Annotated in this window: 23 protein-coding genes; 2 read left to right on the forward strand and 21 right to left on the reverse strand. The window is 51.9% G+C overall.

What is annotated here, in order from left to right; genetic code table 11:
- Positions 1–355: 355 nt before the first annotated feature.
- The 19 genes from NP589_RS05680 to nifV form a co-directional block, all read right to left on the reverse strand.
- Positions 356–1,444: a lipocalin-like domain-containing protein gene (locus tag NP589_RS05680; RefSeq protein WP_256606116.1), complete on the reverse strand. Its 1,089-nt coding sequence runs from the start codon at positions 1,442–1,444 to the stop codon at positions 356–358.
- Positions 1,445–1,471: 27 nt separating this feature from the next.
- Positions 1,472–3,508, reverse strand: a complete 2,037-nt coding sequence (locus NP589_RS05685) for a TonB-dependent receptor plug domain-containing protein (protein WP_256606117.1) — start codon at positions 3,506–3,508, stop codon at positions 1,472–1,474.
- A 253-nt stretch (positions 3,509–3,761) separates the two neighbouring features.
- A complete protein-coding gene (gene modC / locus NP589_RS05690) occupies positions 3,762–4,853 on the reverse strand; it encodes a molybdenum ABC transporter ATP-binding protein (RefSeq protein WP_256606118.1) in 1,092 nt (363 codons plus the stop codon).
- Positions 4,850–5,536, reverse strand: a complete 687-nt coding sequence (modB, locus tag NP589_RS05695) for a molybdate ABC transporter permease subunit (RefSeq protein ID WP_064036162.1) — start codon at positions 5,534–5,536, stop codon at positions 4,850–4,852. The genes modC and modB overlap by 4 nt, the downstream gene beginning before the upstream one ends.
- A gap of 162 nt (positions 5,537–5,698) precedes the next feature.
- On the reverse strand, positions 5,699–6,016 hold the full coding sequence (locus tag NP589_RS05700; RefSeq protein WP_256606119.1) for a hypothetical protein: 318 nt from the start codon (positions 6,014–6,016) through the stop codon (positions 5,699–5,701).
- Between the two features lie 537 nt (positions 6,017–6,553).
- Positions 6,554–10,594 carry an NACHT domain-containing protein gene (locus tag NP589_RS05705; protein WP_256606120.1) on the reverse strand — a complete coding sequence of 1,347 codons (4,041 nt, stop codon included), beginning with the start codon at positions 10,592–10,594 and terminating at the stop codon, positions 6,554–6,556.
- A gap of 3 nt (positions 10,595–10,597) precedes the next feature.
- Entirely contained in the window at positions 10,598–11,857 is a 1,260-nt protein-coding gene (locus tag NP589_RS05710; RefSeq protein ID WP_256606121.1) for an ATP-binding protein, read from the reverse strand.
- Positions 11,858–12,228: 371 nt separating this feature from the next.
- Positions 12,229–12,669, reverse strand: coding sequence for a SoxR reducing system RseC family protein (locus NP589_RS05715; RefSeq protein ID WP_256606122.1), 441 nt, complete (start codon positions 12,667–12,669; stop codon positions 12,229–12,231).
- A gap of 10 nt (positions 12,670–12,679) precedes the next feature.
- Positions 12,680–13,210 carry a flavodoxin gene (locus tag NP589_RS05720; protein WP_064006977.1) on the reverse strand — a complete coding sequence of 177 codons (531 nt, stop codon included), beginning with the start codon at positions 13,208–13,210 and terminating at the stop codon, positions 12,680–12,682.
- 24 nt (positions 13,211–13,234) lie between these two features.
- Entirely contained in the window at positions 13,235–13,852 is a 618-nt protein-coding gene (grxD, locus tag NP589_RS05725) for a Grx4 family monothiol glutaredoxin (RefSeq protein WP_256606123.1), read from the reverse strand.
- 72 nt (positions 13,853–13,924) lie between these two features.
- Positions 13,925–15,226: an ATP-dependent Clp protease ATP-binding subunit ClpX gene (clpX, locus tag NP589_RS05730; RefSeq protein ID WP_256606124.1), complete on the reverse strand. Its 1,302-nt coding sequence runs from the start codon at positions 15,224–15,226 to the stop codon at positions 13,925–13,927.
- A 1-nt stretch (position 15,227) separates the two neighbouring features.
- A complete protein-coding gene (gene nifM / locus NP589_RS05735) occupies positions 15,228–16,079 on the reverse strand; it encodes a nitrogen fixation protein NifM (RefSeq protein ID WP_371929643.1) in 852 nt (283 codons plus the stop codon).
- Between the two features lie 2 nt (positions 16,080–16,081).
- A complete protein-coding gene (locus NP589_RS05740) occupies positions 16,082–16,558 on the reverse strand; it encodes a nitrogen fixation protein NifZ (RefSeq protein ID WP_064006981.1) in 477 nt (158 codons plus the stop codon).
- The gene (nifW, locus tag NP589_RS05745; RefSeq protein ID WP_026146992.1) at positions 16,555–16,869 is read right to left on the reverse strand and encodes a nitrogenase-stabilizing/protective protein NifW; all 315 of its coding nucleotides are present in this window, start codon (positions 16,867–16,869) and stop codon (positions 16,555–16,557) included. Before nifW ends, NP589_RS05740 begins: the two co-directional genes overlap by 4 nt.
- A 5-nt stretch (positions 16,870–16,874) precedes the next feature.
- Positions 16,875–16,997 carry a hypothetical protein gene (locus NP589_RS05750; RefSeq protein ID WP_256438917.1) on the reverse strand — a complete coding sequence of 41 codons (123 nt, stop codon included), beginning with the start codon at positions 16,995–16,997 and terminating at the stop codon, positions 16,875–16,877.
- 73 nt (positions 16,998–17,070) lie between these two features.
- The gene (locus NP589_RS05755) at positions 17,071–17,610 is read right to left on the reverse strand and encodes a hypothetical protein (RefSeq protein WP_082879490.1); all 540 of its coding nucleotides are present in this window, start codon (positions 17,608–17,610) and stop codon (positions 17,071–17,073) included.
- Positions 17,610–18,383: a serine O-acetyltransferase gene (cysE, locus tag NP589_RS05760; protein ID WP_371929645.1), complete on the reverse strand. Its 774-nt coding sequence runs from the start codon at positions 18,381–18,383 to the stop codon at positions 17,610–17,612. Before cysE ends, NP589_RS05755 begins: the two co-directional genes overlap by 1 nt.
- Positions 18,383–18,550 carry a hypothetical protein gene (locus tag NP589_RS05765; protein ID WP_165385990.1) on the reverse strand — a complete coding sequence of 56 codons (168 nt, stop codon included), beginning with the start codon at positions 18,548–18,550 and terminating at the stop codon, positions 18,383–18,385. Before NP589_RS05765 ends, cysE begins: the two co-directional genes overlap by 1 nt.
- Before the next feature lie 11 nt (positions 18,551–18,561).
- On the reverse strand, positions 18,562–19,686 hold the full coding sequence (gene nifV / locus NP589_RS05770; RefSeq protein WP_256606127.1) for a homocitrate synthase: 1,125 nt from the start codon (positions 19,684–19,686) through the stop codon (positions 18,562–18,564).
- 513 nt (positions 19,687–20,199) lie between these two features.
- Here nifV and NP589_RS05775 point away from each other — a divergent pair.
- Positions 20,200–21,189 carry an SGNH/GDSL hydrolase family protein gene (locus NP589_RS05775; RefSeq protein ID WP_256606128.1) on the forward strand — a complete coding sequence of 330 codons (990 nt, stop codon included), beginning with the start codon at positions 20,200–20,202 and terminating at the stop codon, positions 21,187–21,189.
- Between the two features lie 353 nt (positions 21,190–21,542).
- A complete protein-coding gene (locus NP589_RS05780) occupies positions 21,543–22,172 on the forward strand; it encodes a PEP-CTERM sorting domain-containing protein (protein ID WP_256606129.1) in 630 nt (209 codons plus the stop codon).
- A 517-nt stretch (positions 22,173–22,689) separates the two neighbouring features.
- On the opposite strand, the gene nifS is transcribed toward NP589_RS05780, so the two are convergent.
- Complete coding sequence (gene nifS / locus NP589_RS05785; RefSeq protein WP_256606130.1) at positions 22,690–23,904, reverse strand: cysteine desulfurase NifS; 1,215 nt, start codon at positions 23,902–23,904, stop codon at positions 22,690–22,692.
- Entirely contained in the window at positions 23,897–24,808 is a 912-nt protein-coding gene (gene nifU / locus NP589_RS05790) for a Fe-S cluster assembly protein NifU (RefSeq protein ID WP_256606131.1), read from the reverse strand. Before nifU ends, nifS begins: the two co-directional genes overlap by 8 nt.

The raw sequence follows: 24,808 nt of genomic DNA on the forward strand, positions 1-24,808 counted from the left end.
CTCCCGCGAAGGCGGGAGCTCAGCGGCTACCCTGGATTCGCTGCGCAGTCTAACGGCTCCCGCCTTCGCGGGTATGACGAATTCAGGGAATTTAAGGGCCTGCTTAATTCTACTTTGTCAGATTCCGGGCATCACATTGCCGAAGGTCGTCATTCCGGCATGGATACCCGCTCTTGCGCCCTGTGGGTATCCCGGCGGGTATGACAGACTTCCTTCTAATCTGACAAAGTAGAATTAATAACGGAACATCTAAAAACTTCCTATGCCTCTAGGGTGGCGTCATAGCGAAACAGTCCATTTTCCCTCCGTACCACAGGGAGAATGGAATTTCTTTGATTTTTAGAAACCTCAATACTCAACCGCCTCTACTGGGGCAACGGCAAAAACCGTTCAACTCCACGTAGGCATTACCGGCAGCTGCACCGGCCACGCTGCACGCGCCTTCCCAATATGTAGGCCCAACCCAAAGAGAATGCTGCGCGCGCAATTCCTGATCCTGCACCAAAGGCTGCACGGTAAATTTCTCCCCTCGTACCTCGACTTCCCAGCCGGAAGGATACGTACAGCCGGTGTTGGGACTGGTCCATTCGCCCAGCACGCTTACTGTGAATTCGTGCGCCGCCAGCGTGACGGTTTGCCCTTGGGCATCGGTAATCGAGCCGGACTTTTCTACCGACGTGTCGCTGCCCTTAAAGTCGAACAGCATGATTTGCCGGTTGTCCGCCAATTCGATCGCAAACCATTGCCAGCCTTGCAGAATGGCTTGGTAGAGTTCCCCGTATTGTCTATCGAACCAACTATTGCCGGTGACCTGAAAAGTCTGGCCGCCGATACTGATAGTCCCGGTGGTCGCCATTTTCGGCCGAGAGTAGTAGTAAGTGTAGCCGCCGAACCGGTAAGGATGAGGATCGCCGCCGTAATGCAGTGCCGGAGGCTGGGTGGCATTGAGTTCCAGATCCAGCACATAGTCGCCGACTTGCGCGTGCAAACGATCATGGCCGTCGCCACCGGTCGCCGTGACTTTATTGTCTGAACCGGAAGTCAGATTGAAGCCATTGGGTGTGCGCTTGGGTAGATGAAACTCAACGAATTCTTCGAACGAAAACCGCTGACCATTCACATCGGTAACTGCCGCCTGCACCAGCTGATCGCGAAAAATCACCAAACTGTCGAACGAGAAAAACACGATTTCAAAGCCAAAGCGGCGGCCGTCGTCGGTGAATAAATGCCCGGTCCAATACCACCATTGCACTTGTTCGCTGGGTAAAAAGGCATCGTCGGCCGGCAATTCGACCGGACCTATCAAGCCACGGCGCGGCAGGAACAAACACGCGGCCACGGTTAACACTAACAATAGCCAAGGCAATAACGATGGCTTCAGCAGGCCGACAATCAGCACAATCCCGGCAATAATCCAGGGTAATTTTTTCCAGAGCTTACGCATGGTCGATACTCTTTACGGGTTGAAAAATCAAAAGCGCCAGCTGAGTTTGCCGTAGATAGAGCGCGGCACTTCCACGGCGCTACTGGGCAAGGACAGCGCGGATGAATCTTTATATTCAGGATGGCTGGGCGAGAACAGATTTTGAGCGATGACGGCAAACTCCACGCCGCTATAGGGCTCGTAAGCCAGTCTGGCGTCAAACGTAGTGTAGGCCGGCACGGCCTGACTGGTGGAATGCAAGCGGCCGACATGGCGTAGCGTAAAGTCGAGCTTTATTTTTTCCGGCAAGTCCATCTGCCAACGCAAGGAACCGCGATGGCGTGGACTCAGCCCGGCGATATCCGGATTGAGCGGATCCTGGGGTATTTCCATTTTCAGGTGGCTGTAATTGCCGCTGAAGCGCATCCAATCCAACACGTGCCACTCACTGGCGATCTCGATACCGCGCGTGGTGAAGTCTTGCTGGGCGTTGCTCCAGACCAAGGACTGGGTAAGCCCTACCAACTCCCCCCTGCGGAATAGCACCAAATCGCTGTAGTGATTGCTGAAGGCGGTGATGTCGGTGGAGAATTTTTCGGTCCACTGAGCGCGGTAACCGATTTCGGCGGCAAAGATTTTTTCGGCGCGTAGATTGGGGTTGGGCTGGGCGATGACTTGAACCTGATCGAACGGCGCCGGCAAACCGGTCGGTACACCGCCCAACGCTACGTTTGCCTGCGCTTCGCCGCGCGCCGGCGTGCGCGACGCCCTGGAAACCGAAGCCCACACCGAATGCACTTGATCCGGCGTCCACATTAAACGGGCGTTGGGCTGTACCTGCGTGTTACCGAAATGGCTTTCTTCCAGCTTGGTGCCTAGCGTCAAGCGCAAGGTATCGTCTATCAGCGTGATGTCGTCTTGCACGAACACGCTGCCGTTGTGATAACCCAAGCTGTTGGGGGTAAAGGCGATGGCCGATGTATTGACGGTGGTGCTGTGAATAAAGCGGTAACTGGCGCCCCACATCAAATCGTGATCGGCATTGGGATGCAAGCGATGCTGAAAATCGATGTCCAGCATATCTTGATTGTCCGACAGCGCCGCAGCGTTGAAATTGACCCGGTCATAGTAGCCTTGCAGCATAAATTCGGAGCCGTCACTGAAATTGCCCTCCCAGCGCGCCAACAGGTTGGCACCATCGGCATGCTCGTCGACGTTGAACTCGCGGTTAAACGGCGGCAGTACGGTTTGCGGCACCACGGTGTTGCCTATGGTCTTGCGGTACACATCGCCTTGCACCGTGTAGCGGCTGTCGTTGGAGATGCGGTCATCGATACGAAAACCGCCCTGCACCGAGCGCCAATCGTCGTGCAGTCCTTCTCCGGCTGAGTTAACAAAGGTGTCGCGTTCAAAGGTTTTGGCATACACCCGATAACTGCCGTCGTCGCCGATTCGGCCACCATGCCGGTATCCGGCGAAGCCGCGCTCCTGGTTGCCGCCGCCAGCCACAAACAGATTGCCTTGGGTGTCCTTGGCTTTCTTGGTGATGATATTGATCACACCGTTTACCGCGTTGGCGCCCCACATCACCGCGCCCGGACCGCGGATCACTTCGATACGCTCGATGTCTTCCATCAAAGTATCCTGTAAATCCCAGAACACCCCGGAAAATAACGGCGTGTAAACGCTGCGGCCGTCCATCAGTACCAGCAATTTATTGGCGTAACGGCCATTGAAGCCCCGCGCGGTAACCGCCCAGACGCTGGCGTTAATTTGCGCCACCTCAAGGCCGGGCGCCAGGCGAAGTGCATCGGGAATACTCGTGGCGCCTGAGCGGCGAATGTCGTCCTGACTAATCACGAACGCCGCGGCGGCGGTATCGGATACAGTCTGCGACTTTCTGGAAGCCGACGACACTTCCATTTGCATCAGTTCGTTGATGGAAAAATCTTCGATATCCGGTGCGGTTTCGGCCACAGCGCTACCCGGAATAGTGACGTTAAGCGCCATACCTAACAGAAATAGGTTTAATCGATTCGTCGCTTGAATTTGATACCGACCATAAAGCCATATCTTTGCTTTCATTTTTTTTATTATTTTGAGGTGACAACTATTTTGACGCGGGGGGCCGTCGGCTATCCATTCGGCGATACCCTCTCCGGCAAACCGTTTACAAGATAGTCGCTAAATGCCGATAAGGCGTTCGCAACCCTCCAACATCGAAAAATTCATTGCGTTTTTTGAGGGCTATCACATTTCATACGGCAGAAATGCGCCCTAGCGACAAGAAATAGACTCGGCAAGCTAACTGCCAAACCGTAAAAATGAGCGGTATTGCTTACCGTACTATGGAAGTACCTTTGATTTGTACGTATACGGCCATGCCGGGCTGCACACCTAACAACATCGCCGATTTTTGGGTGATATGCGCCAATAAAACCTCATCGCCCACCGCCAACTGTACGACAGTTTGGCCCTGCCCCATTTCGCTGAGCGCCAGCACCCGGGCCGGCAGAATATTCAAGATGCTGGACGCTTCCGGCGGTTGCAAGGTAATGCTGACATCGCGGGCATAAATTCTGATTCTGACCGGACTGCCGACCGGCATGTCCAAATACGGCAAACTCAAGCTGCCGCCAGCGAATTCGGCATGGCTGAGGTGATATTCGGCTTCGTGGCTGATCAACTTGCCCTGCCAGACGCTGGCCGCTTGCCGATCCAAAGCCATGGGCCCATCCAGCCGAGTCAGGGTTTCCGCCAGCGGACCGCAGGCCAGTGCTTTACCGGCGGCCATCACCAGCAGGTGGTCTGCCAGTTGATTGACCTCCTGCAAAGAATGCGTGACGTACAGAATCGGTATTTGCAGATTCTGATGCAAGCCGGTCAGGTAAGGCAGGATGTCCTGCTTGCGTTGTTCGTCTAGCGAAGCCAGCGGCTCGTCCATCAACAACACATCCGGACTGGCGGCCAAGGCTCTGGCAATCGCTACGCGCTGCCGCTCACCGCCGGATAGTCGGGCCGGCAAACGCTCAAGCAATGGCCCTATCGCCAACAATTCGATGGCCTGTTCTAATGAAAACACCCGATCCTTGGCGCGCAAGCGCCGCACGGCATAGTCCAGATTGCCGCGCACCGATAAATGCGGAAACAGATTGGCTTCTTGAAATACGTAGGCCAAATTACGCTGATGGGTAGGCTGGAAAAAATCGCTATCGCTGTCTTGCCAAAGGGTGTCGCCGATTTTCAAAAAGCCCTGCGTTGGCCGCTCCAAGCCGGCGATACAACGCAGCAACGTGGTCTTACCGGAGCCGGAATGACCGAATAACACCGTCACACCGCTGGCAGGTAGGTTTAAATCGACATCTAAATCGAATTGGTCGTAAGCCAGACGCAAGCGGGCCTGAATGCTTTGAACTGGGGCCATTGTCATTTCAAGGATTGTGTCAGCGTTTGGGTTTGTTGGCTGTTGTAGAGCAGCAGTAACACCAAAAAGGAGAAGATCAGTAAACCGCCGGCCAGCCAGTGCGCTTGCCCGTATTCCAGTGCTTCGACATGGTTATAAATTTGTACGGAAACCACGCGGGTTTTATCGGGGATATTGCCCCCAACCATCAATACCACGCCGAATTCGCCGACGGTATGGGTAAATCCCAACACGCCGGCGGTTAAAAACCCCGGTTTCGCCAAAGGCAGGGCCACACTGAAAAACCGATCCAGCGGCCCCGCCCCCAAGGTTGCGGCCGCTTCCAGAGGCGCCTCGCCCATCGCCACAAAGGCATTTTGCAAAGGCTGCACCACGAACGGCAGCGAATACAATACCGATGCCACCACCAAGCCGCCGAAACTGAACGGCAAGGTGCCGATACCCAACCACAGGGTAAATTTCCCCACCACCCCGGCCGGCCCCATCAACACCAATAAATAAAAACCCAATACCGTCGGCGGCAACACCAAAGGCAACGCCACCACGCTATTGATCACGCCTTTCCAGCGCGAGCGGCTGCGCGCCAGCTTCCAAGCCAGCGGCGTGCCCAACAACAGCAACAGTAAGGTAGCCAGACTGGCGACGCGAAAGGTCAAAAACAAGGTGTCGAGATCGGCGGCGTTTAGCATGCAAAGCCTGGATTAAGTGACGGGGGAATCGCCGCAAGGCGACACATCTGCGGTCTATTTTCGCTAATCGGACGAGGAGAATGCCAGCGAAATACACGATGGCGCAGAAAAAACCGGAAGATAGGTGCGAAATTATCCGCACCTACACCGACGGAAAGAGGGTTATTTTCCGATAAGCTGCAAACGGTGTTCTACCTTGGCCGCCACCAATGAATCGTAATGCCGCTGCAGCATCGAATCGGTTGGCCGGGGAAACAAGGTTGCTTCAATCTCGCTTTGCAATTGCGTCAAAAAATGCCGTTTGAGGATGGAATCCTCAGGCACGCCCCTCCCGGCATCGCCGGCATCGCCTGCCACGGCTTTACTGGCACCGGCGGATTTACTCGACTTTGCATAAGCCGACAACATGCAACCCAAGGGCGCGAACGCACAGGCCGCCACAATCAACATAATCAAACCCACCCATAGAACTTCGCTCATCTCATCACCTTAATGACATTGCCAAAAAATCGGCGACAGGCTTTGGCATGCGCCTGCTGCCCTCTTGAAAATCCCAATGGTTTTCAATTGACCCACAGCAATATCAATGCCATGGAAAGCAACGCCCGCAAGCCCCGGAATACCAGGAATTTCAAGGATGTATCACAGTTTGCGTGTATTGTTTTGAGACAGGATTGCGACAACCGCACAACAACCAGGGAAAATTGTTAGTGATTCGACTGTATATTCCACCGCAGTTCAGCCACCTGTTCCAATTTAAAACCGCCAGCTGTTCCGGTGAAAACCAGACCTAGGTCAGCATAAAGGAAGTGATTCGAATTCTACGCCAAACGGTCGTCCAGAATTTTAATGGCTGTTACACAACCGCACTCCCAGTAGCTTGTGACACCAATGAAAGCCAAAATCCAAAAACATCGTCCGACCGTCTACGAGATTTGCGCATGCTTGGACACAAACCCTGAAAGTCCTTGGATTAGCTAAACATCAGTATTGGTTTGAAATCGGTTGTAGGCAGTTTTAGCTCGGTTTTGATGGTGTTGTTGCAGAAACGTCAAGCACGAAGACGTCGATTAATTTTCTCTCCGCCGGTGTCAATGTGGCCTTCAGCCGTTCTTCCAGTTCAGCGGCTGACTTGGGCGGCGGCAGGCCTTGGGGATGTGTCGGCAGCCTTTTAAAGTTAAACCACAACACCAAATACAAGCCACGGCCTTCGGTTTCCGGGGAGATGGTGTAGCGCGGTATTAATTGCTGATGAATGGTTTTCCATAGTTCGCGGTGGTAATCGCGCTTGATTTCGATGGGCAGGTAATATGTTCGGCCATCATGGATGAAGCACAATTTGATGTCGGCGCGCTTCTCATTGGCTTGTAGCGCTTCCGGTTCGACGGCGACACCGTATTTCGTCAGCATCGGTTTTAGGAGATCAACCAAATAATTGCGGCCAACCTCTTCGTATCTAGGGTCTTCCGCGGGGTAAGGCTCTTTTGGGGCTAAAGTTTCCTTGCCCTTTAAATTCCAAAAATGTTGGTAGCGGTTAGTACTGCCGCCATGCATTTCCTCCGCCAATTGCCGCAAACAATCCATCGCCAGCACGGCCAGATCGGCGACATTGGCCGGCTTTTGGTCATTCAACGTTTCGATGACTTGGCAAGCGTCGGGATGTTTATACAAGGCTTCGCGGCGGCTGATTTGTTGGGTTTGTTGGGCGTCGCGGATTAATGGGTGCCAGGCGGCTAGTTTCGGTTGTTCGAGCAAATCGGCCAGAACCTTTGCGGCGTCTTCGCCGGGGTTCGCCGCCAAGTTGTTTAACAAGGAGCGAACGTAATCCCGCTCTTCCATTGCTCGCGTAACCCATCCGCCACCTCTAGGCCAATTTGGCTGACAACGCGGTGCCAATAACTCTATCAACATGCGTTGAGTCGAAACCAGATCGATGTTGAAATAGGGTTCATTGCCATGCATCGGTAACAAGAACGAAGACAAATGATTGATCCGGGTGGTGCTGCCGGTCACCTCCAGTTTGATCTTCGTATCGTAAATACTTGGCTCAATGATTAAACCCGTGGCAAGCCAATAAATGCGTTGCGCCAAATCCATGCCTTTGCAAGCCAGTTTTTTCTCAATAAGTGCATGTAATTCAATCCTATCGGCCTCGGCAATAGCGGCTTTCAATAAGTATTTAAGATGGTGAATGTGATCTTTGTAACCGCGTATCGGATATTTTTCGAGCAACGGTAAGACTATTCGATTTGCTATAGGCAAGAGATGTGCGGCACCGGTAAGATAAGAAATGCCATGAATATATTTAGCCTTGGCATTTAGAAAGGTCGCAATATAATCCGTATAGGCTTTAGCAACAAAATCAGGCCGAGAATGGCATAATGCCTTGAACCATTCATCTTCAAACGTACCCTGTGTGAAGCAAAATGCAAGCGCGCTATTGATTAAGTCATCGCTTAAGCCTTCTAAAAAGTTATTGTCCTCCAAATACAAAATTTCAATGCATATTAGGAACGGTCGCCTGATATGGTGATATTTATTTTTTACATCAGCTGCCAATATTTCTTCCGCATCAGGAATATCAGTTCTATCCAACATTCTTCGCAATCCGCTTTTCGCTGCCGAAATCAAAACCTCGTTGTGATTTAGATACTCCGCTAATCGCTGCTCATTGGTTTTCCCGCCTACACTAACTCGATGATCGAAATATTGTGAAATTTGGTCGTAAACAAAAGGTTCAGCCTTGCCAGCAGCAATGTCATCCAAATTTTTATAAAAAAAACTTAATTTCTCAGCCAACTGTTGTTCGCGTTGACCTTGCCACTTAGCTTTGGATTCGACTCGTTTTTTCCACCATTCAGGAATGGGGCGAAACTTTTGCTCATTAAAAACCTGAATGAACTCAGGATGCTGAGAGACCCAATCGGTTAAGTCGTCAAGAGTCAAAACGCTGTCTTGCTTATTGAGTGTCGAGAATGCCAGTTTGAAATAAGAGATTCTTTTGTCTGGATCGATTTCGGTCAATGCCGTGCTTAACCACCAGGCACCCAAATTTTTCGGCGGAGCAGCATTTCGGAAACGCTTAAATATCAAAGAAATCGAATATTCTATATTTTCCTTGTTCTCTATTCGTTTCAAACCTTCCAAGATCAGATTAAAAAATTTTTCAGGGTTTGCTTCCAGCCATGCCGATATTTTCGCTTTGTATTCTTGCGGCAACTTGCATTCATCGTATTCGTCAATACCGATCGATAACCAATAATAAAGCCTTTCATCAGAAACAGATAGGCCATGCAGAGTCAATCCTCGAACCAATAAGTCACCAGCCACACTAAACAAATCATCTAATATGGCATATATCCTCTCTGTTCCAATGCAAAATAGCCTGTCTAAAACCTCAGGCAATTCACCGTCAGTTATACTGTGCAAAAATTGATTTTTCCAAAAGCGAATACAAGAGATTCTGTTGCCATCATTCTGCCTGCCTATGAATCGAATGATATCCACAGGTTTTATTTTTGATACATACAGTTTTCTTAATAAAACTTCTAATAAATCATTACGTGCATCCATAACGACTTTATTATGAATTTCCTCCGCCAAGCGCAATAAACTTTCGTAATCATCTGAATATAGTTGGCAAAAAGCATTCAAGGCGTAATTTCTAGTGGCTTCCCAATACGTGTTATCCCTGACAATTGCGAGTAATTGAAACTTGATATCCGGAGCGCATTCTGAATAGCTAAGCCCTTGCAATAGGCAATACAGCAAATATTGCTCGCCATCGCCACGCCCTGGACTGACGAGCACTTGCATTAAATCGCCCGCCATATCCTTTGTACACAATGCGGAAAACGCCGTGGTATGCCAATCGCGGTTGGGAAAACCGCTGGTTTGCGCTTCCCGGATCAAGGCTTGCAATAACCTGGATTTCGTTTGCGTCGAAAACAACTGCACATCCCCATACACCACCAAACCCAACGGATCGATTTCAATCAACCTATCACGCGCAGGCTCCGACAATACCGCCAACCAAGCCATCAAGCCGCGCAATGCGGCGACGATGCCGCCGTCCACGCCGGTCGTTAGCGCCAATACTCGATTGACCAATAAGCCATTCTTGATCTTGCCGGCGATGAATTGCGCCGCCAGATATTCCGCAACGCTACGATGCACATAGCTGTATTCGTCTCCCTCCTTTCTGAACAGGCGGGTTTTTAAGGCGGTACACGCCGACGGTGGAAGGTCGATGGAATCAAGGCTGATGCGGCCCGGTTGAGAGCAACCTTCGCTGAAGCCTGACAGGTTGGCAAGCAGTTGAATCGCGCACAGCAAACCGGCTGCTTCGAGCAAGGTTGGAATATTAACTGGGGATTTTTCCGCAACCCGGTGTTCGTCGTTAAATTCCACCGCCAATTGCTCCGAAGCCAACTGGAAAACCTGTTGTTTGGTGGACGGCCATTCCCGACCGCCCTTGGCACCGTCGATCAACATATCCAGGGTTTGCGGATTGTCCAGCAAACCGGACAGGCCGAAGCTTTCCGCCTTTGCGATGAAACTATCGGCATCGCCGACACGGCCGTCGTTGGCGAGTATCGTCTTTACGTCACCGCTGTTTAACGAGTCTAAATATAATTGGGTAATTTCTTGGGAGGGGCTGACTTTGGCTAAATCCTTGTTATCCAGCGCCCCCAACCAATCGGCTTCGCGGCAGGAAATGCGGAACCGTTTGCAACCCAGTTTATTGAGTTTGCCGCGAATGGCGCCCAGTGGCGTTCGGGCATCGTCTTTGCCGGCTCGGGCTTCGTCCAAGCCATCGATGAACAAGGTTTTCTCCCGCCATTCGTCATTATCCAAATCGATAAAGTCTCTGGCGGAAATGTAATAGCCGTTTCCGGTGTTGCCTGCTTCTTCTTCGAACAACGTGGATTTGCCGGCACCCGGTTCGCCCAGCAACACATAGACTGGCCGACCTCTGTAGTCGGCGATGGGACGGCTTTCGGCGGAAACGTCTTCCGTGGTTTTTTCGGTGACGGTGCGGGGGACGCGAAACAGCATGAACTATTCCAGCCAATCGTCGGCCGGTTGAGACAGGAATTCCGCCAGCGGCACGCCGCCAGTTCCCACCAGAATTCTTTTGGCGTGGGGATATTTTTCGGCAAACAGGCTCAACCCCGCCGATACCACCGGCTTGGGCGCGCTCTTGACTTCTATCGCCGCCAGCTTCTTGCCTTTGGCCAACACGAAATCGACTTCCTGATTGCCTTCGCGCCAGTAGTAGAGCTTGGTGTCTTCGTCGATGGTATTGAGCAGGTGAGCACCGACGCTGCTTTCCACCAAACGCCCCCAATAACTTCGGTCGGCTTGCGCCTCAGCGAAGCTGTAATCCTGCAGTGCCGACATCAAGGCGGTGTTGAATACATGCAGCTTGGGTGCGGAATTGCGCTTGCGGACTTCTTGGCCCGCGTATTTATGCAGACCGGCCAATAACTTGGTTTCGCTCAGTAGATGCAGGTAGTCGGCCAGGGTTTCGGTGTGTTTGGCTTCGATAATGCTTTCTATCATTTTGGTTAACGACAGTTCTTGCCCGGAATAGTGGCAACCCAGTTCGAACAACTGCTTCAATAGCATCGGATTTTTGATGCGCACCATTTGCAGGATGTCTTTTTCAATATTAGGTTGAATCAAGCTATCTCGCACGTAACGACGCCAGCGAGTTTCGTCTTTTATCAGCCAGGCGCTGCCGGGATAACCGCCGAAATAGACGTATTGTTCCAGCGTCAACCCAAAGGCTTCTTGCATTTCGGCAAAGCCCCAGTGACTGACCGGCAAGGTTTCGTAACGTCCGGCCAGACTTTCCGACAAGCCTTTTTGCATCAACAGCGGCGCGGAACCCAGCAACACCACATGCATGGGTATGCCGTTGGCACGGTCGGCATCCCATAGGCCTTTGACGATGTCGGACCAATGTTCGATTTTTTGGATTTCATCTATCGCAAACACAAAGGCATCGTCAGTTTGTGTTGTTTTTAGCCAGGCGGCGGCGCGGTTTCTGGCTTCCTGCCAATGAAATACCAACCAGGCTTTGTCCTTCCTTTGCGGTGGCGAAATAGCCGCAACCACACCAGCGACATCATAGGGAGAGATGTTCGGTTCGTCGTCCACTGATACGTAATAGCCTTGTACCGGTTCGGCGGAAACGATGTCGCGAATAATGGTGGTTTTGCCGACTTGCCTTGGGCCTGCGAGCAAATTGATGAAGTGAACCGGATCGCCAAGGCGGGTTTTGAGCAGGGCTTCCTGAGGGCGGGCATATTTCATGTTACATTACTGAGTAAATTTACTCAGTAACGTAACATTTAGAAAATTATTTGTCTATTTATACGCATCAACCTTGAGTTCTATAAAACGGCAATCGCATAATTTAAGAAACACCTTCAGCCTGACAGCTTCTTCATTGATTGCCGAAAACTCTCCCAGCAGACAGAGGACATGTCTCGCAATCAAGCGTCCATTGCTTGGCAAGCAAATATCTATTCAAGGGCAGTCACTTACGGCCGCTGCGCAGCGATCCGCAATCGGTCGATCCAAGCTTTTCAAAATCTGGCCGGATTCGTATCGGAATGGATGGCTGTTTTGCGATTGAAACACTTGGCGGTGTTTGATCAGAATGCGCGCCGACAACCGAAAAATCACTCAATACCGAGCTTCTTGACAATCTGCGGCTTAAAGCAAAGATGAAGCAGTAACAGATTTTGACTGCGATTAATCAACCAAAAGCCAGACAGCAATGTCGCCAAGGCCACTTCGGGTAAGCAATCGGTGTTATAGGGCGGGGGTAGCCAGGCTTCGGCCAAGCCGACGCCAAGCAGCATGAAAATCAGCGGTACCAGATAGAGTAACAGCGACGTGAGCAGCAGTTGGCTATCGTCTATCGCCACCATCACATGGTCGCCGGCTTGCAGGTTTATCTCGCAATCGACTGCAAACTCGCGTTTGGGGAGGACTTTTGCCAGCGTGGCGGTGCCGCAGGACTGATGTTGCGCACAGCCGCTGCAGGCACTGCTTTGCAGACTTTTGATCCAGGTACGGCCATCGCTAACGCGGGTAACGACGGCCGCTTCTTCGATCATGGCTCGCCTATCAAGCCCAGGCGGAGGAAATTGAGTCCAGCCAAGCGCTGAGACGGCCTTCGCTCAGTTCTTTCTGATTGTCTTCGTCCAACACCAAACCCACGAACTGGTCGCCCAGCAAGGCTTTGGATTTTTTAAAGGTATAACCTTCGCTACTGGTCATACCGACGATGGTCGCGCCGGCATCGGCAAAAGCGTCGTATAGGAAGCCCACCGCGTCGACGAAATTGCCGGGATAACCTTCCTGATCTCCCAAGCCGTAGATCGCCACGGTTTTACCGGTAAAATCCGCACCGACCAGCGTCGGCAAGAACTCTTCCCAGCTCTCGTTATCGTGTCCGGCGCTCATGCCGGGCAGTTCGCCTTCCCCGTAAGTCGGCGAACCGACGATCAACACGTCGTAGGCCAGCAAATCGTCCACGGAGGCTTTGTTGATATTGACCGGTTTGTCGGCTGCATCGCCCAACTTCGTAGCAATGGTCTTGGCTACTTTACGCGTGTTGCCGGTATCGGTTCCGAAAAAAATGCCTACTTTTGCCATAGTGTTGTCTCCTTGTTAACTAGATCAGATTTGAATTTGGAGTAAGCCCGGATTTGCTGCCGGCTGGAGCGCGGCCCAAGCTTCAGGCGTATGCGTCTTCAGAGTGACGGCATGCAAACGGCCGGAAGCCAGCGGCGCACTCAAAGTTGCCATAACGCCTTGATGTTGTTTGATCATAGGTTGATCGGCGAACAATTCGCTGACCACGGTGATGTTTAAATCGCAACCGGCGCCTTCGATGCCGATGGTTGCGCCCGGATAGGAAGCCAGAATCAAGGCTTCCACTTCGGAATGGGTAATGGTTTGGCTGGCGTCCGCAGTTTCGACGGGCTGAACCGTCGCTTGTAATAGCGGTAACAGGGTCCCGTCTTTATACATGGACTCGACAATGTCGGCGCCGCCGACCAATTCGCCTTTGATGAACACTTGCGGAAAGGTCGGCCATTTGGAAATGGACGGCAGTTTTTCGCGGATGAACGGCGATTGCAAGACGTTGACGTAAGCGTAAGGTACCTTGGTTTCATTCAAGATGCCGATAGTCTTCGCGGAAAAACCGCATTCCGGAGCGCTAGGCACACCTTTCATGTAAATAATCACCGGATTTTCGGCAAGTTGTTGCAAGATTTTTTCTTTAACGCTCATTGTGTTTTCTCAATTAACTAAAATTCTTCAATACGACTGATGAGCTTCGCTTGGTAAAGCCCATCCGCAAGCTTATTCCCCGCCCGACAACCGCTTTAAGTCTTCGGCCTCGCCGGATTTCTCCCGCGGCACCACTTCGACCTCCGCTTCGCCGCGGATCACCTCGGCGTTAACGATGCAACGTTCGACATCAGGCCTGGAGGGTAAATCGAACATGGTGCGGCGCAATACGTGTTCCATGATGCCGCGCAAGCCGCGCGCACCCGTGTTACGGGCAATGGCTTTTTCAGCGATTTCGGCCAAGGCTTCCTGGGTAAACTCCAATTCAACTTCATCGAAGGCGAACAGGTGTTGGTATTGTTTGACCAAGGCGTTTTTCGGTTCGGTCAACACTTGAATCAAGGCGTCCACGTCCAAAGGCTCTAGTGGCGCCAGCACTGGGAAACGGCCGATAAATTCCGGGATCAAGCCAAAGCGTTTCAAATCATCGGGCTGAGTAGCGTTCAGCATCGCTTCCAAGGTCGGCTTGTCGTCGGGATTGCTGACTTCGGCATGGAAACCGATAGCCGTTTTCGGCGGCAACAGGCGTTTTTCCACATGCTTTTCCAGGCCCGGAAACGCGCCGCCGGCAATAAACAAAATATTGCTGGTATCGATCATCACCGAGTCGTTACCACTGTGATCCTTACGCCGGCCCTTGGCGGAGACTTTGACTTGCGAGCCTTCCACCAGCCGCAACAAAGCTTGCTGCACGCCTTCGCCGGAGACGTCGCGCGTGCCAAAGGCTTGCTCCGGGCTGCGGGCGATCTTGTCTACTTCATCGATATAAACCATGCCCCACTCGGCTCTGCTGATCTGGCCGTCGGCCACGTCCAGCAAGCGCACCAGGATATTTTCCACGTCATCGCCGACATAACCGGCCTGAGTCAAGGTCGTCGCATCAGCCACGGCAAACGGCACGCCGACGATTTTTGCCAGCGTACTCGCCAGCAAAGTTTTACCGGTGCCTGAGGGACCTATCATCAAGATATTGGATTTACCGATTTCCACACTATCATCGGACTCACCCAAGCCGCCGGCTTTGCGGCTGACGTTTTTCAGGCGTTTGTAATGGTTATACACCGCTACAGACAAAATTTCCTTAGCCAAATCCTGGCCGATCACATACTGATCGAGCATGGCCTTCATTTCCGCCGGCTTGGGCAACGGCCCCTGCATATCGGCTAATTCTTTTTTCTTGCCCCAGCTGGATACCACTTGGCTGGCCAACATCACGCAAGCTTCGCAAATGTAACCTTCCGTGCCGGCGATCATCGGCACGGCGGCCGACGCTTCGATACCGCAAAACGAACAATGCTTGGGTTCTTTTACCATGTTAGGCACTCCTGTTGACTGCGGGCAGACTGGCCAGCCAGGTACGCTGGCAAGTTCTGCGGGAACGATCCAGCATAATTTGCTGGATCTTCGGTGTCGCTTTTTTTAAGGACATGGTTTCGGCCGGGATAATTTTCAGGCACTGAATGACATGAAAGCCCATCTCGGTTTCCACCACATCGCTGATGGCGTCTTCTTTCAAACTAAACAATACCGCATCCAGTTCCGGAAACAAGGTGCCTTTGGCGACTGTTCCCACTTCGCCACCCTGCACCGCCGTCGGACATTCCGAATATTTCAGCGCCAGGTCGGCAAATTTATGCGGCTTGCGTTTCAAGGTGCCGAGAATCTCGTTAATCCGCCGCCAGGCAGCATCGCGAGTATTGTCCGGATAATCCGGATTAATACTGATCAAGATATGTCTGGCCTGACGTGTTTCAGGTTTGTGAAATTTTTCCGGGTGCGAGTGATAGAAAATGCCGATTTCCACCTCGTTGACCTTGGGCGCGCGCGCTGCCACTCTATCCATTACCGCATCAACCTTGCACTGCCGGTACAAGGCGGCTTTCAGTAGCTCAACATCCAATCCATTGGCGCTCAATGCGGCTAAAAATGCGTCTTCGTCTTCGAAGCGGCCGCGCACTTCCTTGTAGGCTCTATCCAATTCCGTGTCGGAAATCACCACACCGGTGGCTTCGGACGAACTCAATACCCGGCCTTCGATCTCGTATTCGTTTTTAGCTTGCACTTCCACCTGGCGCAATTGCAGTTGCTCCAATTCGGCCGGCGCCTTCTGAAATAGGCTCAAGGCGGCCCGCAACAGGGTGTAAGGCTCTATCGACGTCTGGCTCATCATTATGCCTCCGGTTCTTTAAACGTGGCCGGGTCTGCGGGCTCCAACACGCTCTCCGGCACCTGCATGGTTTTACCCGGAAAACGCACGTGGTAGAGCAAGGGATTGCTGTCGCGCAACACTTTCAGGATTTCGCCTTGCGTGCCGGCCGGGTAACTACCCTCTTGGGTGGGTATGTCGATCGTGCACACCACCTGATCACGGAACTCGAAACGGCTGGGATTCCAAGGTGCATCCGCAGAGATCAATTCTTCGGCCCTGCACCCGACCATACGCCCGGCATCCAGAAAATGCACGGTGTAGATCACTTGATCCTGCAAAAAAGTACCGACTTCGATGACGTTGCCGACACTACCCCGGCGCAGCAAGAAATCGCCAACATCCATGCCCGGATAAGTGCCATCGTTGCGAACGTTACGCGTCAGCCTGACCCGCTCGCCGAATTCGAAGCGCTCTTCGTCGTAACGTTCTTCTATCATGTTTTAATATCGCCTAGTGAAACAAACACGGTTTGCGGTTCCATCATCTTAAAGACCTTAAATACTTTTTCGGTCTGTGCGTCGGAGTCCACAAAGTCGCTGTAAGCGCGATGCAACAGCTTTTTGTAGACTTCCCGTTGCGCATCTTCGTCTTCCGGCATGTTCTCGCCGGCCTGGCTCAGATAATTGTGGAAACGCTGTAGGATATGTAGCCGGTTGACGTGGACGACGGTCGTATCGTATTCCAGCTCGAAATACCGCAGAAAATCTTCCGCGGCCTCCAGCTCTTCCATATCTTCTTCTAAACTCATCGTCATTACCTCATCATCAGGTGATCAAGATTGGCAGGTTGTTCTCCCAATGCATACACCACTAATAAAACCACCAGCATCACAGCTGTTTGGGCCAAAAATGGATCGGATTTTTGTTTCTTCATCATGGCGATCACCTTTAGGTTAATTGCGCGGAACAACAAACATCACTTAGCGTTTGCATCTGATATGGGGCGATGCCTACCCGAAAACTTCCGGCATGCGGAAAATCCCTTCCGCTGCTTCTTGACGGCGCACGACCAACTCCAACAATCCGCGTGCCCCAATCCGGTCTTTGTCATCCAATGACACCAATTTTTCAAAAATCGCCTTGCTCAATTCCAGGTTCTCCAAGCGCATGTTCAGAAATCCGATTGATTTCAAGGTGAACAAATACAGCCTGATCCGGGTCAGCAAGTCTTTCGGTGCCTCGCTGATATGCTCTCTTTCCAGCTGCCGCCAATCTTCCGGAAAATCGATGCCGGGCCGGATCAGCGTCAGGGCTCGTTCGGAAATCAGTAAGGCATCCGTCAGCCGATGCTGGTAGTAATAAAATCGATTTAAAGACACCAGCACATTCAAGGATTCCGGTGCCCGCAAATAAGCTTGTAATAACGGCAGTTCCGCTTCGCCAGTGGCGTAAAGTTCGGAGGCGTATTTGATCAAGTCCTCCACTTCCTGGCTGTCCGCCTTCTCGTAGTACAGGTCCTTGGCGTCAAATTGCAACAGATCCATTTCCATCACTTACCACCCGCCGCTTGCTTCAATACCACCACGTCCTCGCCGTGACAGACACCTTCCGCTTCGCAGCTGCCGCAGGTTTCTTCCGCCACCACAAAGCGTTTTTGATTGTTTTCCAATTCGTCCAGACGGTCCACCAAGCAACTCAGCGCTTTGCCGACCGGGTCCGGCACCAAATGGTGGTCCAGATCGATACCGCGCGGATCCTGAATTTTTATACCTTTTTGCTGGATAATCCGGCCGGGAATGCCGATGACGGTGCAGCATGGCGGCACGTCTTTAATCACCACCGAGTTGGCGCCGACCCGGACGTTATCGCCCAGATTGATCGCACCGAGGATCTTGGCACCGGCACCGATCAACACATTGTTGCCTAGCGTCGGATGGCGTTTTTCCTTGTTCCAGGTGGTGCCGCCCAGCGTCACGCCGTGATACATGGTCACATCGTTACCGATTTCGGCGGTTTCGCCGATCACCACGCCAGCGCCGTGATCGATAAAAAAGCGCTTACCTATCGTCGCGCCGGGATGAATATCGACGTTGGTCAGCCAGCGGGCGAAAGCCGCCAATAAGCGTGCCGTCAATTTCCAATCCGCATGCCACAAGCGATTAGTAACCCGATGCAGCAATACGGCGTGTACGCCGGGATAAGCCAACAATACTTCCGGTAAACCGCGTGCTGCCGGATCCCGGGCAAACACGCAAGCCACATCGTCGCGCCAGTCTTGCCAGAGTCCAGACGCAACGCTGGGACGCGACGGCGAGAAGAACATCATTTTGCCAAGCTCCAGGTGGTTTTGCCTGGCATGGGCACGCCGGGCACCCGGAAGAATGAACCGGGGTAACGGTCATCAGGCAGTTCGTGCTGCGCCGCAGTTTGCTGTGGTACGTCGACTTTGGCGGTGCTGGGCACGGCTGGTTTTTGACGATTGCTACTCATCTGACACCTCGCTATAGGCTGTGTAAAAATTGATTTAAATCGGTCGATTGCGGTGCGCGTTTGTGCAAACTGACAAACTCGCGAATCAGCGGCAGCAGGCGGCCGGCCTGCCAGCGGTTAATTTGGATACCCAGTTGTTTATAAGCGTGCATCACGCCTTGACTGCCGGAATGCTTGCCCAGCACCAGCTGGTGACTACGGCCGACCAAGGCGGGATCGACACCTTGATAATTGTTGGGATCTTTCAACAAACCATCAACATGAATGCCGGCTTCGTGACTGAACACATCGCGGCCAATCAGACTTTTGCGGCTGCCTATTGTGTCGCCGGATGCGGTCGCAACCTGACGTGACAGTACGGGGAAATTACGCAAATCCACGCCGGTTTCAAAACCGTACAGTTGTTTCAAACCGACGACCACTTCTTCCAAGGCTGCATTACCGGCCCGCTCGCCCAAACCGTTTACCGTGGTATTAACATGAGTCGCACCGGCAAATGCCGCAGCCAAGGTGTTGGCGGTTGCCAAGCCTAGATCGTCGTGGGCGTGCATTTCTATGTCCATGTCGGTGACGGCCCGCAGTTTGCGAATCGCTTCAAACACACCGAACGGTTCCATGATGCCGACCGTATCGGCAAAGCGAATCCGGCAGGCGCCGGCAGCTTGCGCAGCCTCGGCCATCAAAGCCAGAAAATCGCTGTCGGCGCGGGAAGCATCCTCGGCACCCACGCACACCTGCATACCGGCATCAACCGCAGTTTTCACGCAACGCTCGATGGTGGCAAGCACCCAGGCCCGGCTTTGTTTGAGTTTGTGCTGAATATGTTGATCGGACGCGGAAATCGATAAATCCACCGTGCCGACGCCCAACCCCAGGCAGTGTTGCAAATCTTCTTCGCGCATCCTGGACCACACCAATAAGTTACTGGGCAGTTTTAATGCCGCGATGGCTTTGATCTCATCACGTTCCTGTGCGCCCATGGCCGGAATACCAATCTCCAACTCCGGTACACCCAACACGGACAACTGTCCGGCAATCGCCAACTTTTCCGCCAGCGAGAACACCACGCCAGCCGATTGTTCGCCGTCGCGGAGCGTGGTGTCGTCGATGATAATGGTGCGGGAGTTGCTTTTCATGGTGGAACCTTGAGTCGCAAAGTTAAATACTTGAAAACCGGTGCGTGAATAACGCCTTCGATAGGACTAATGCAAAAGACTTGCCAACTGAAAAACTGCGGAGATTTAAGGGTTGGAACGAGGGGTTGGCGCAATGCCGACAAGACAATCCCAATAGTTGAAGACGAAATTGTCAGAAATGCGACAATCGATCAACACATAGGCAAATCCGTCCGTCCACATCCACAAGAAAAGACCCGCAACATGACTAAAGCGTTAGAAGTTGCCGAGAACACTCAGCCTGGGTTACGCTGGTGCCATCTCAATTCCGTGGCGATTGTTGAGATAGCGCACAAGGTACCGATCCGAGCGCTTTGACAAAATGCGTACCTTATTTAAAGCGCAGATAAGCGCGCCAACGCACTGCTACAAACGTGACTTAAAAAATATGGAGCTTCCCGGATCTTGGCTTAAGTAGCGAGGGGCTTTATTTAATATATTTGTAGATTCATACATAACCCACTGGAGATAGACATGACGAAGCCCCCCTGTGCTCTCGCGCTATTTTTTGCATTTTTCCTGGCAAGCAGCCAAGCTGGCGCTACGCCTTTTGCAAATTTATTCGTTTTCGGGGATAGCCTCTCCGACAGCGGATCTAGCGCATCCTCGGTATTAAGTGCTTACAATCTGGCCGGGCAATGCGATCCGGACCACCCATGCCCGACCTATTATCAAGGGCGCATTAGCAACGGCCCGACCGCCGTGGAGTATTTAGCCAACTCGGTTCTTTCGGGTGGTGGGAATGCCGGCAATTTCTTTAATTTCGCGGTCGCCGGTTCGACCACGGGGATAGGCAACGAGGGCGATGGCGGCAGTCAAACCAGCCCAGGCAACTTATACGCGCCGCTTAGTCTGCCTGGCATGGTCCAACAATTAGGCCTTTTTTCATCGAGCTATACCAACGCCGTCACCCCTGACTCGCTTTTTTTTGTATGGGGTGGAGCCAATGATTTTTTGACCGACGATTCCGCGACATTGGCGGCGCGGAATATCGCCGGCTACGTCGGTGCGTTAATTGGCATTGGCGCGCAACACATCGTGGTGCCGAATTTACCGGATTTGAGCATTACTCCCTTTGCGCAATCACTACCTCCAGTCGTCGCAGCGGCAGCACAAAACTATTCCCTAGAATTCAACCAAGAGCTGGCGGACAAACTCGGTACCTTATCCAAACTGTTCCCCGACACGCAAATCGTGCAATTCGATTCTTATAGTTTTTTTAATAATCTGGTTCAGAACCCGACCGCTTACGGATTTACTAACAGCACTGAAGCCTGCGTAAGTTTGCCGGAAGTTTGTGCCGATCCGACTGGCCGAGTGTTTTGGGACGATTTCCATCCCACTACACAAGTGCATGCGCTGTTTGCCGACGCGGTAGTGAGCCAAGTACCGCTGCCCGGCTCCATCGTGTTCTTGGTTAGCGGAATGACGGGCTTGCTTTTCGGCAAACGCCGTCCGGCGTAAGTCAAAACTTGGGGAACGCAGCCAATCCTTTCGCTGTTTTCCCTTTTTCCGGTGTTTGCAAACCGGGAAAATATTGGCGTGTTCCGGAATTAGCGTTTAATCGATGCATTCGAAATATTGCCCCTCGCCAACAGTGTCAGCTTTATTTACATAACCAGGTATTTAAAGTACCTACGTATAGAATTTCGACAGAAAGACGCGACTAAGCCATTGAATTAATTCAATATTAAATAAACAAAAAAAATGGCCCGCTGTTTGCAGAACTGTTTAGTCCACCAAAATCTGTGTCCACTTTTGCCGGATTGCAGTGAATCGATAGACTTAACTTACACAAAGATTGAAGGAGTTTTAAGATGTTATCCAAAAAAATTTATCCACTAATTCTGGTTGCCGCCGCATTTGACTCTCAGGCAGCCATAATTAATTTCGATGCCTTACAGCCCTTTGACGATTATGATCCAATTCTTGCCGGATATGGCTCTACAGCTGATGTGACGGTATCTTATTCAAGCTTGAACCTGGACGGCTCGGTGGCATATTCGGATGTTTTGTTGTGGAATGATGGATACGCAGACCTCAATACCGCAGCGTTTGCCCACACCAGCGGCTTGCTTTTAAGCATCAAGTTGACTGCGGTTAATCCTAATCAATCTGTAACCCTTAATAGTTTCGACGTTGCTGCATATCCAACAGGAGCCGTTAATTCCACGTTGACTGCTACTAATTTCCGAGTGGTCGATGGCAATGATTTTTCCAATATTCTGGTCAATTACGGGCCCTACGAAGTTTCTCGTTTCGCTGCACAGACTTTTTCACCCAACCTGACCGCACATTCGCTGAATATTATATTGGGAACCGACTGGAACAACGGCATTAACAATATCAACTTTACCGTTGCCGCCGTTCCTTTACCTGGCGCCGTGTGGTTGTTCGGCACCGCATTAGCCGGTCTGGGTCTTACCAGAAAAACCCGGAAAGTTTGATCAAATAGCTCGTCCAAATCCAGAAAAGGCGGTTAAACAACCGCCTTTTTTGTTTGAGAGCGGCGGGAAGGCAATGGCCGGTAATAACGTATATCTTCTACTGTTTCACAGAGTCAGCCCACCATAAACTCATCCCAAATAAAATGCCTTGCCGTGTTTTCCCTGTTTGCCATCATAGGCTTCGGGCCCGTTTCACCGGGTTGTTTGATTGGTATGTATGCGGTTGCGCTGGTTTAGGACCTTAATCGAGAATATGTACGCCAACGCCAGCGAACCTGCCGAGGTATCCCCGATCTATTCAGCGGAACAAACCAGACAGAGCAGAACCAAGTGCTTTTTAAGCCTGTTGGGATTATTCATTGTCGATATTGCGCCGGTACCGGTGACACCGGTTATCGCATTTGTGATCATCCTTATTAGACCGCAGCGGCTTTACAGGATGGTGACCAGGATTTATGGCGGGCTTTAAACAAGACGCTCCCGCAAAAGCGGGAGCAACGATTAACTGCAAATATCTTTAAGCGTAGGTGGGCTGGAAAGCCTGTTCCGGATCGGCAACCGGGCAATTGTTCACGCTATCCCAATACGGCGACAATTTGCGCAAGGTGGCGACAATGCTTGGCATCACTTTCAGTACTTCGTCTACCTCGCTCATATCGTTGTAACGAGAGAACGAGAAGCGGATAGTGCCGTGTGCAGCGGTATAAGGAATATCCATCGCCCGCATCACATGCGAAGGCTCCAAAGAACCCGAGGTACACGCCGAGCCACTCGACGCCGCGATGCCCGCTTTGTTCAGCAACATTAAAATCGCTTCGCCCTCGATATATTCAAACGCAATATCGGTGGTATTGGGCAGCCGGTTATTCAAATCGCCGGTAATAAAGCAGTGCGGTACAGTGGCAATAATGCCTTGCTCCAGACGATCACGCATGGCTTTGACTTGCACGTTTTCATATTCCATATGCTCTGCCGCCAATTCGCAGGCTTTACCCAAGCCAACGATGGAGGCGGTGTTTTCGGTACCGGCCCGGCGCCCGCGCTCTTGGTGGCCGCCGCGCAATAGCGGACGAAAGCGAGTGCCGCGCTTTAAATACAGCACGCCTATACCTTTGGGGGCATGCAGTTTGTGTCCGGAAATCGATAACATATCGATCTTGGTGTCTTGCAACATCATCGGAATTTTACCGACCGCTTGCACCGCGTCGGTATGAAACATCACGCCGGCCGCATTGGCCATCTCGGCCATTTCTACCACCGGAAAGATGGTACCGGTTTCGTTGTTCGCCCACATGACCGATACGATAGCCACTTCATCGGATAACAAGTTTTTGTAAGCTTCCAAATTCAAGCGGCCGCATTTGTCCACCGGCATCCGGTGTATCGTGTAGCCTTCTTTCTCCAGGTTTTCGCACAAAGCCAACACCGCAGGATGCTCGACTGATGTAGTGATAATTTCCTTGCGGTTCGGCTGGGCCTTGATGGCCGACAAAATCGCCGTAGAATCAGACTCAGTACCGCAAGAGGTGAAAATAATTTCCGAATCGTGCTCCGCACCAATCAGTTCTTGCACCTGCGAACGCGCTTTCTTGATCGCCTTCGCCACGCCGTCGGCGAAGCGATGGATAGACGACGGGTTACCGAACTGTTCCGTAAAATACGGGATCATCACATCGACTACCGCGCTATCCACCTTGGTGGTTGCGTTGTTATCCAGATAAATATCAGGCATGACTTGCCTCCTCTATGGTCACCAATTTAGGCATTTGCGAGGCAGGAACGACTTTAATGAATTCGCCCATCACTTCCATCAAGCGTTGTTGGATACCGGCGATAGTCATGGCTGACATTTGGCAACCGTTGCAAGCGCCGGTCATGTTCACATAAGCGGTTTTATCGACCACTTCCACCAACTCGACATCGCCACCGTCGGCCATCAATTGCGGACGGAAGGACATGATCACTTCCTCGATTTTCTTGATGCGTTGCAAGTTAGTCATCGGTCCTTTGGCTGCCACAGGTTCTGGCTTGGCGACGGGTTTTGCATTTGGATCGAAAGCCTCGCCGCGTTCTTTCAAGACTTTTTCCAGAATCGCTTCGATGTCTTCATGGCAGGCCGCGCAACCGCCGCCAGCCTTGGTGTAGTTAGTCACGTCTTCGACGGTACGCAGTTTGTTAGCCCACACCATCTCTTCGATCATCACTGCATCGATAGCGAAGCATTTGCAGACTAGCGCGCCTTCTTCGTGATCGTCTTTCCATTCTTCGCCGCGATAGTTGGCTATAGCCGCTTGCAAGGCTTCCCGGCCCATCACCGAGCAATGCATTTTTTCCGGCGGCAGGCCGTCCAATTCGGCGGCGATCTCTTGGTTGGTCACTTTCAAGGCTTCATCCAAGGTCAAGCCTTTGATGATTTCGGTTAAAACCGAAGATGAGGCAATCGCGGAACCGCAACCAAAGGTTTGAAAACCGGCGTCTTCGATCACTTCGGTGTCGTCGTTGACTTTCAAAGTCAGACGCAACGCGTCGCCGCAACTGATGGAACCCACTTCACCTATGGCGTTGGCATCGGCTACCGCGCCGGCGTTTTTGGGGTTGAAAAAATGATCTTTTACTTTATCTGAATAATCCCACAT

The organism is Methylomonas rosea (genome assembly GCF_024505055.1).
Taxonomy (GTDB): Bacteria; Pseudomonadota; Gammaproteobacteria; order Methylococcales; family Methylomonadaceae; genus Methylomonas; species Methylomonas rosea.

What these genes read in the sequence shown, in the direction of transcription:
- NP589_RS05750 (WP_256438917.1), bottom strand. Translation starts at nt 16,997, where the DNA reads ATGATGAAGAAACAAAAATCCGATCCATTTTTGGCCCAAACAGCTGTG.
- clpX (WP_256606124.1), bottom strand. Translation starts at nt 15,226, where the DNA reads ATGGTAAAAGAACCCAAGCATTGTTCGTTTTGCGGTATCGAAGCGTCG.
- nifV (WP_256606127.1), bottom strand. Translation starts at nt 19,686, where the DNA reads ATGAAAAGCAACTCCCGCACCATTATCATCGACGACACCACGCTCCGC.
- NP589_RS05715 (WP_256606122.1), bottom strand. Translation starts at nt 12,669, where the DNA reads ATGATCGAAGAAGCGGCCGTCGTTACCCGCGTTAGCGATGGCCGTACC.
- cysE (WP_371929645.1), bottom strand. Translation starts at nt 18,383, where the DNA reads ATGTTCTTCTCGCCGTCGCGTCCCAGCGTTGCGTCTGGACTCTGGCAA.
- NP589_RS05720 (WP_064006977.1), bottom strand. Translation starts at nt 13,210, where the DNA reads ATGGCAAAAGTAGGCATTTTTTTCGGAACCGATACCGGCAACACGCGT.
- NP589_RS05685 (WP_256606117.1), bottom strand. Translation starts at nt 3,508, where the DNA reads ATGAAAGCAAAGATATGGCTTTATGGTCGGTATCAAATTCAAGCGACG.
- nifS (WP_256606130.1), bottom strand. Translation starts at nt 23,904, where the DNA reads ATGCCTGATATTTATCTGGATAACAACGCAACCACCAAGGTGGATAGC.
- nifU (WP_256606131.1), bottom strand. Translation starts at nt 24,808, where the DNA reads ATGTGGGATTATTCAGATAAAGTAAAAGATCATTTTTTCAACCCCAAA.
- NP589_RS05775 (WP_256606128.1), top strand. Translation starts at nt 20,200, where the DNA reads ATGACGAAGCCCCCCTGTGCTCTCGCGCTATTTTTTGCATTTTTCCTG.
- NP589_RS05680 (WP_256606116.1), bottom strand. Translation starts at nt 1,444, where the DNA reads ATGCGTAAGCTCTGGAAAAAATTACCCTGGATTATTGCCGGGATTGTG.
- NP589_RS05780 (WP_256606129.1), top strand. Translation starts at nt 21,543, where the DNA reads ATGTTATCCAAAAAAATTTATCCACTAATTCTGGTTGCCGCCGCATTT.
- modB (WP_064036162.1), bottom strand. Translation starts at nt 5,536, where the DNA reads ATGCTAAACGCCGCCGATCTCGACACCTTGTTTTTGACCTTTCGCGTC.
- NP589_RS05705 (WP_256606120.1), bottom strand. Translation starts at nt 10,594, where the DNA reads ATGCTGTTTCGCGTCCCCCGCACCGTCACCGAAAAAACCACGGAAGAC.
- nifM (WP_371929643.1), bottom strand. Translation starts at nt 16,079, where the DNA reads ATGAGCCAGACGTCGATAGAGCCTTACACCCTGTTGCGGGCCGCCTTG.
- NP589_RS05755 (WP_082879490.1), bottom strand. Translation starts at nt 17,610, where the DNA reads ATGGAAATGGATCTGTTGCAATTTGACGCCAAGGACCTGTACTACGAG.
- NP589_RS05765 (WP_165385990.1), bottom strand. Translation starts at nt 18,550, where the DNA reads ATGAGTAGCAATCGTCAAAAACCAGCCGTGCCCAGCACCGCCAAAGTC.
- nifW (WP_026146992.1), bottom strand. Translation starts at nt 16,869, where the DNA reads ATGAGTTTAGAAGAAGATATGGAAGAGCTGGAGGCCGCGGAAGATTTT.
- NP589_RS05710 (WP_256606121.1), bottom strand. Translation starts at nt 11,857, where the DNA reads ATGAAATATGCCCGCCCTCAGGAAGCCCTGCTCAAAACCCGCCTTGGC.
- grxD (WP_256606123.1), bottom strand. Translation starts at nt 13,852, where the DNA reads ATGAGCGTTAAAGAAAAAATCTTGCAACAACTTGCCGAAAATCCGGTG.
- modC (WP_256606118.1), bottom strand. Translation starts at nt 4,853, where the DNA reads ATGACAATGGCCCCAGTTCAAAGCATTCAGGCCCGCTTGCGTCTGGCT.
- NP589_RS05740 (WP_064006981.1), bottom strand. Translation starts at nt 16,558, where the DNA reads ATGATAGAAGAACGTTACGACGAAGAGCGCTTCGAATTCGGCGAGCGG.
- NP589_RS05700 (WP_256606119.1), bottom strand. Translation starts at nt 6,016, where the DNA reads ATGAGCGAAGTTCTATGGGTGGGTTTGATTATGTTGATTGTGGCGGCC.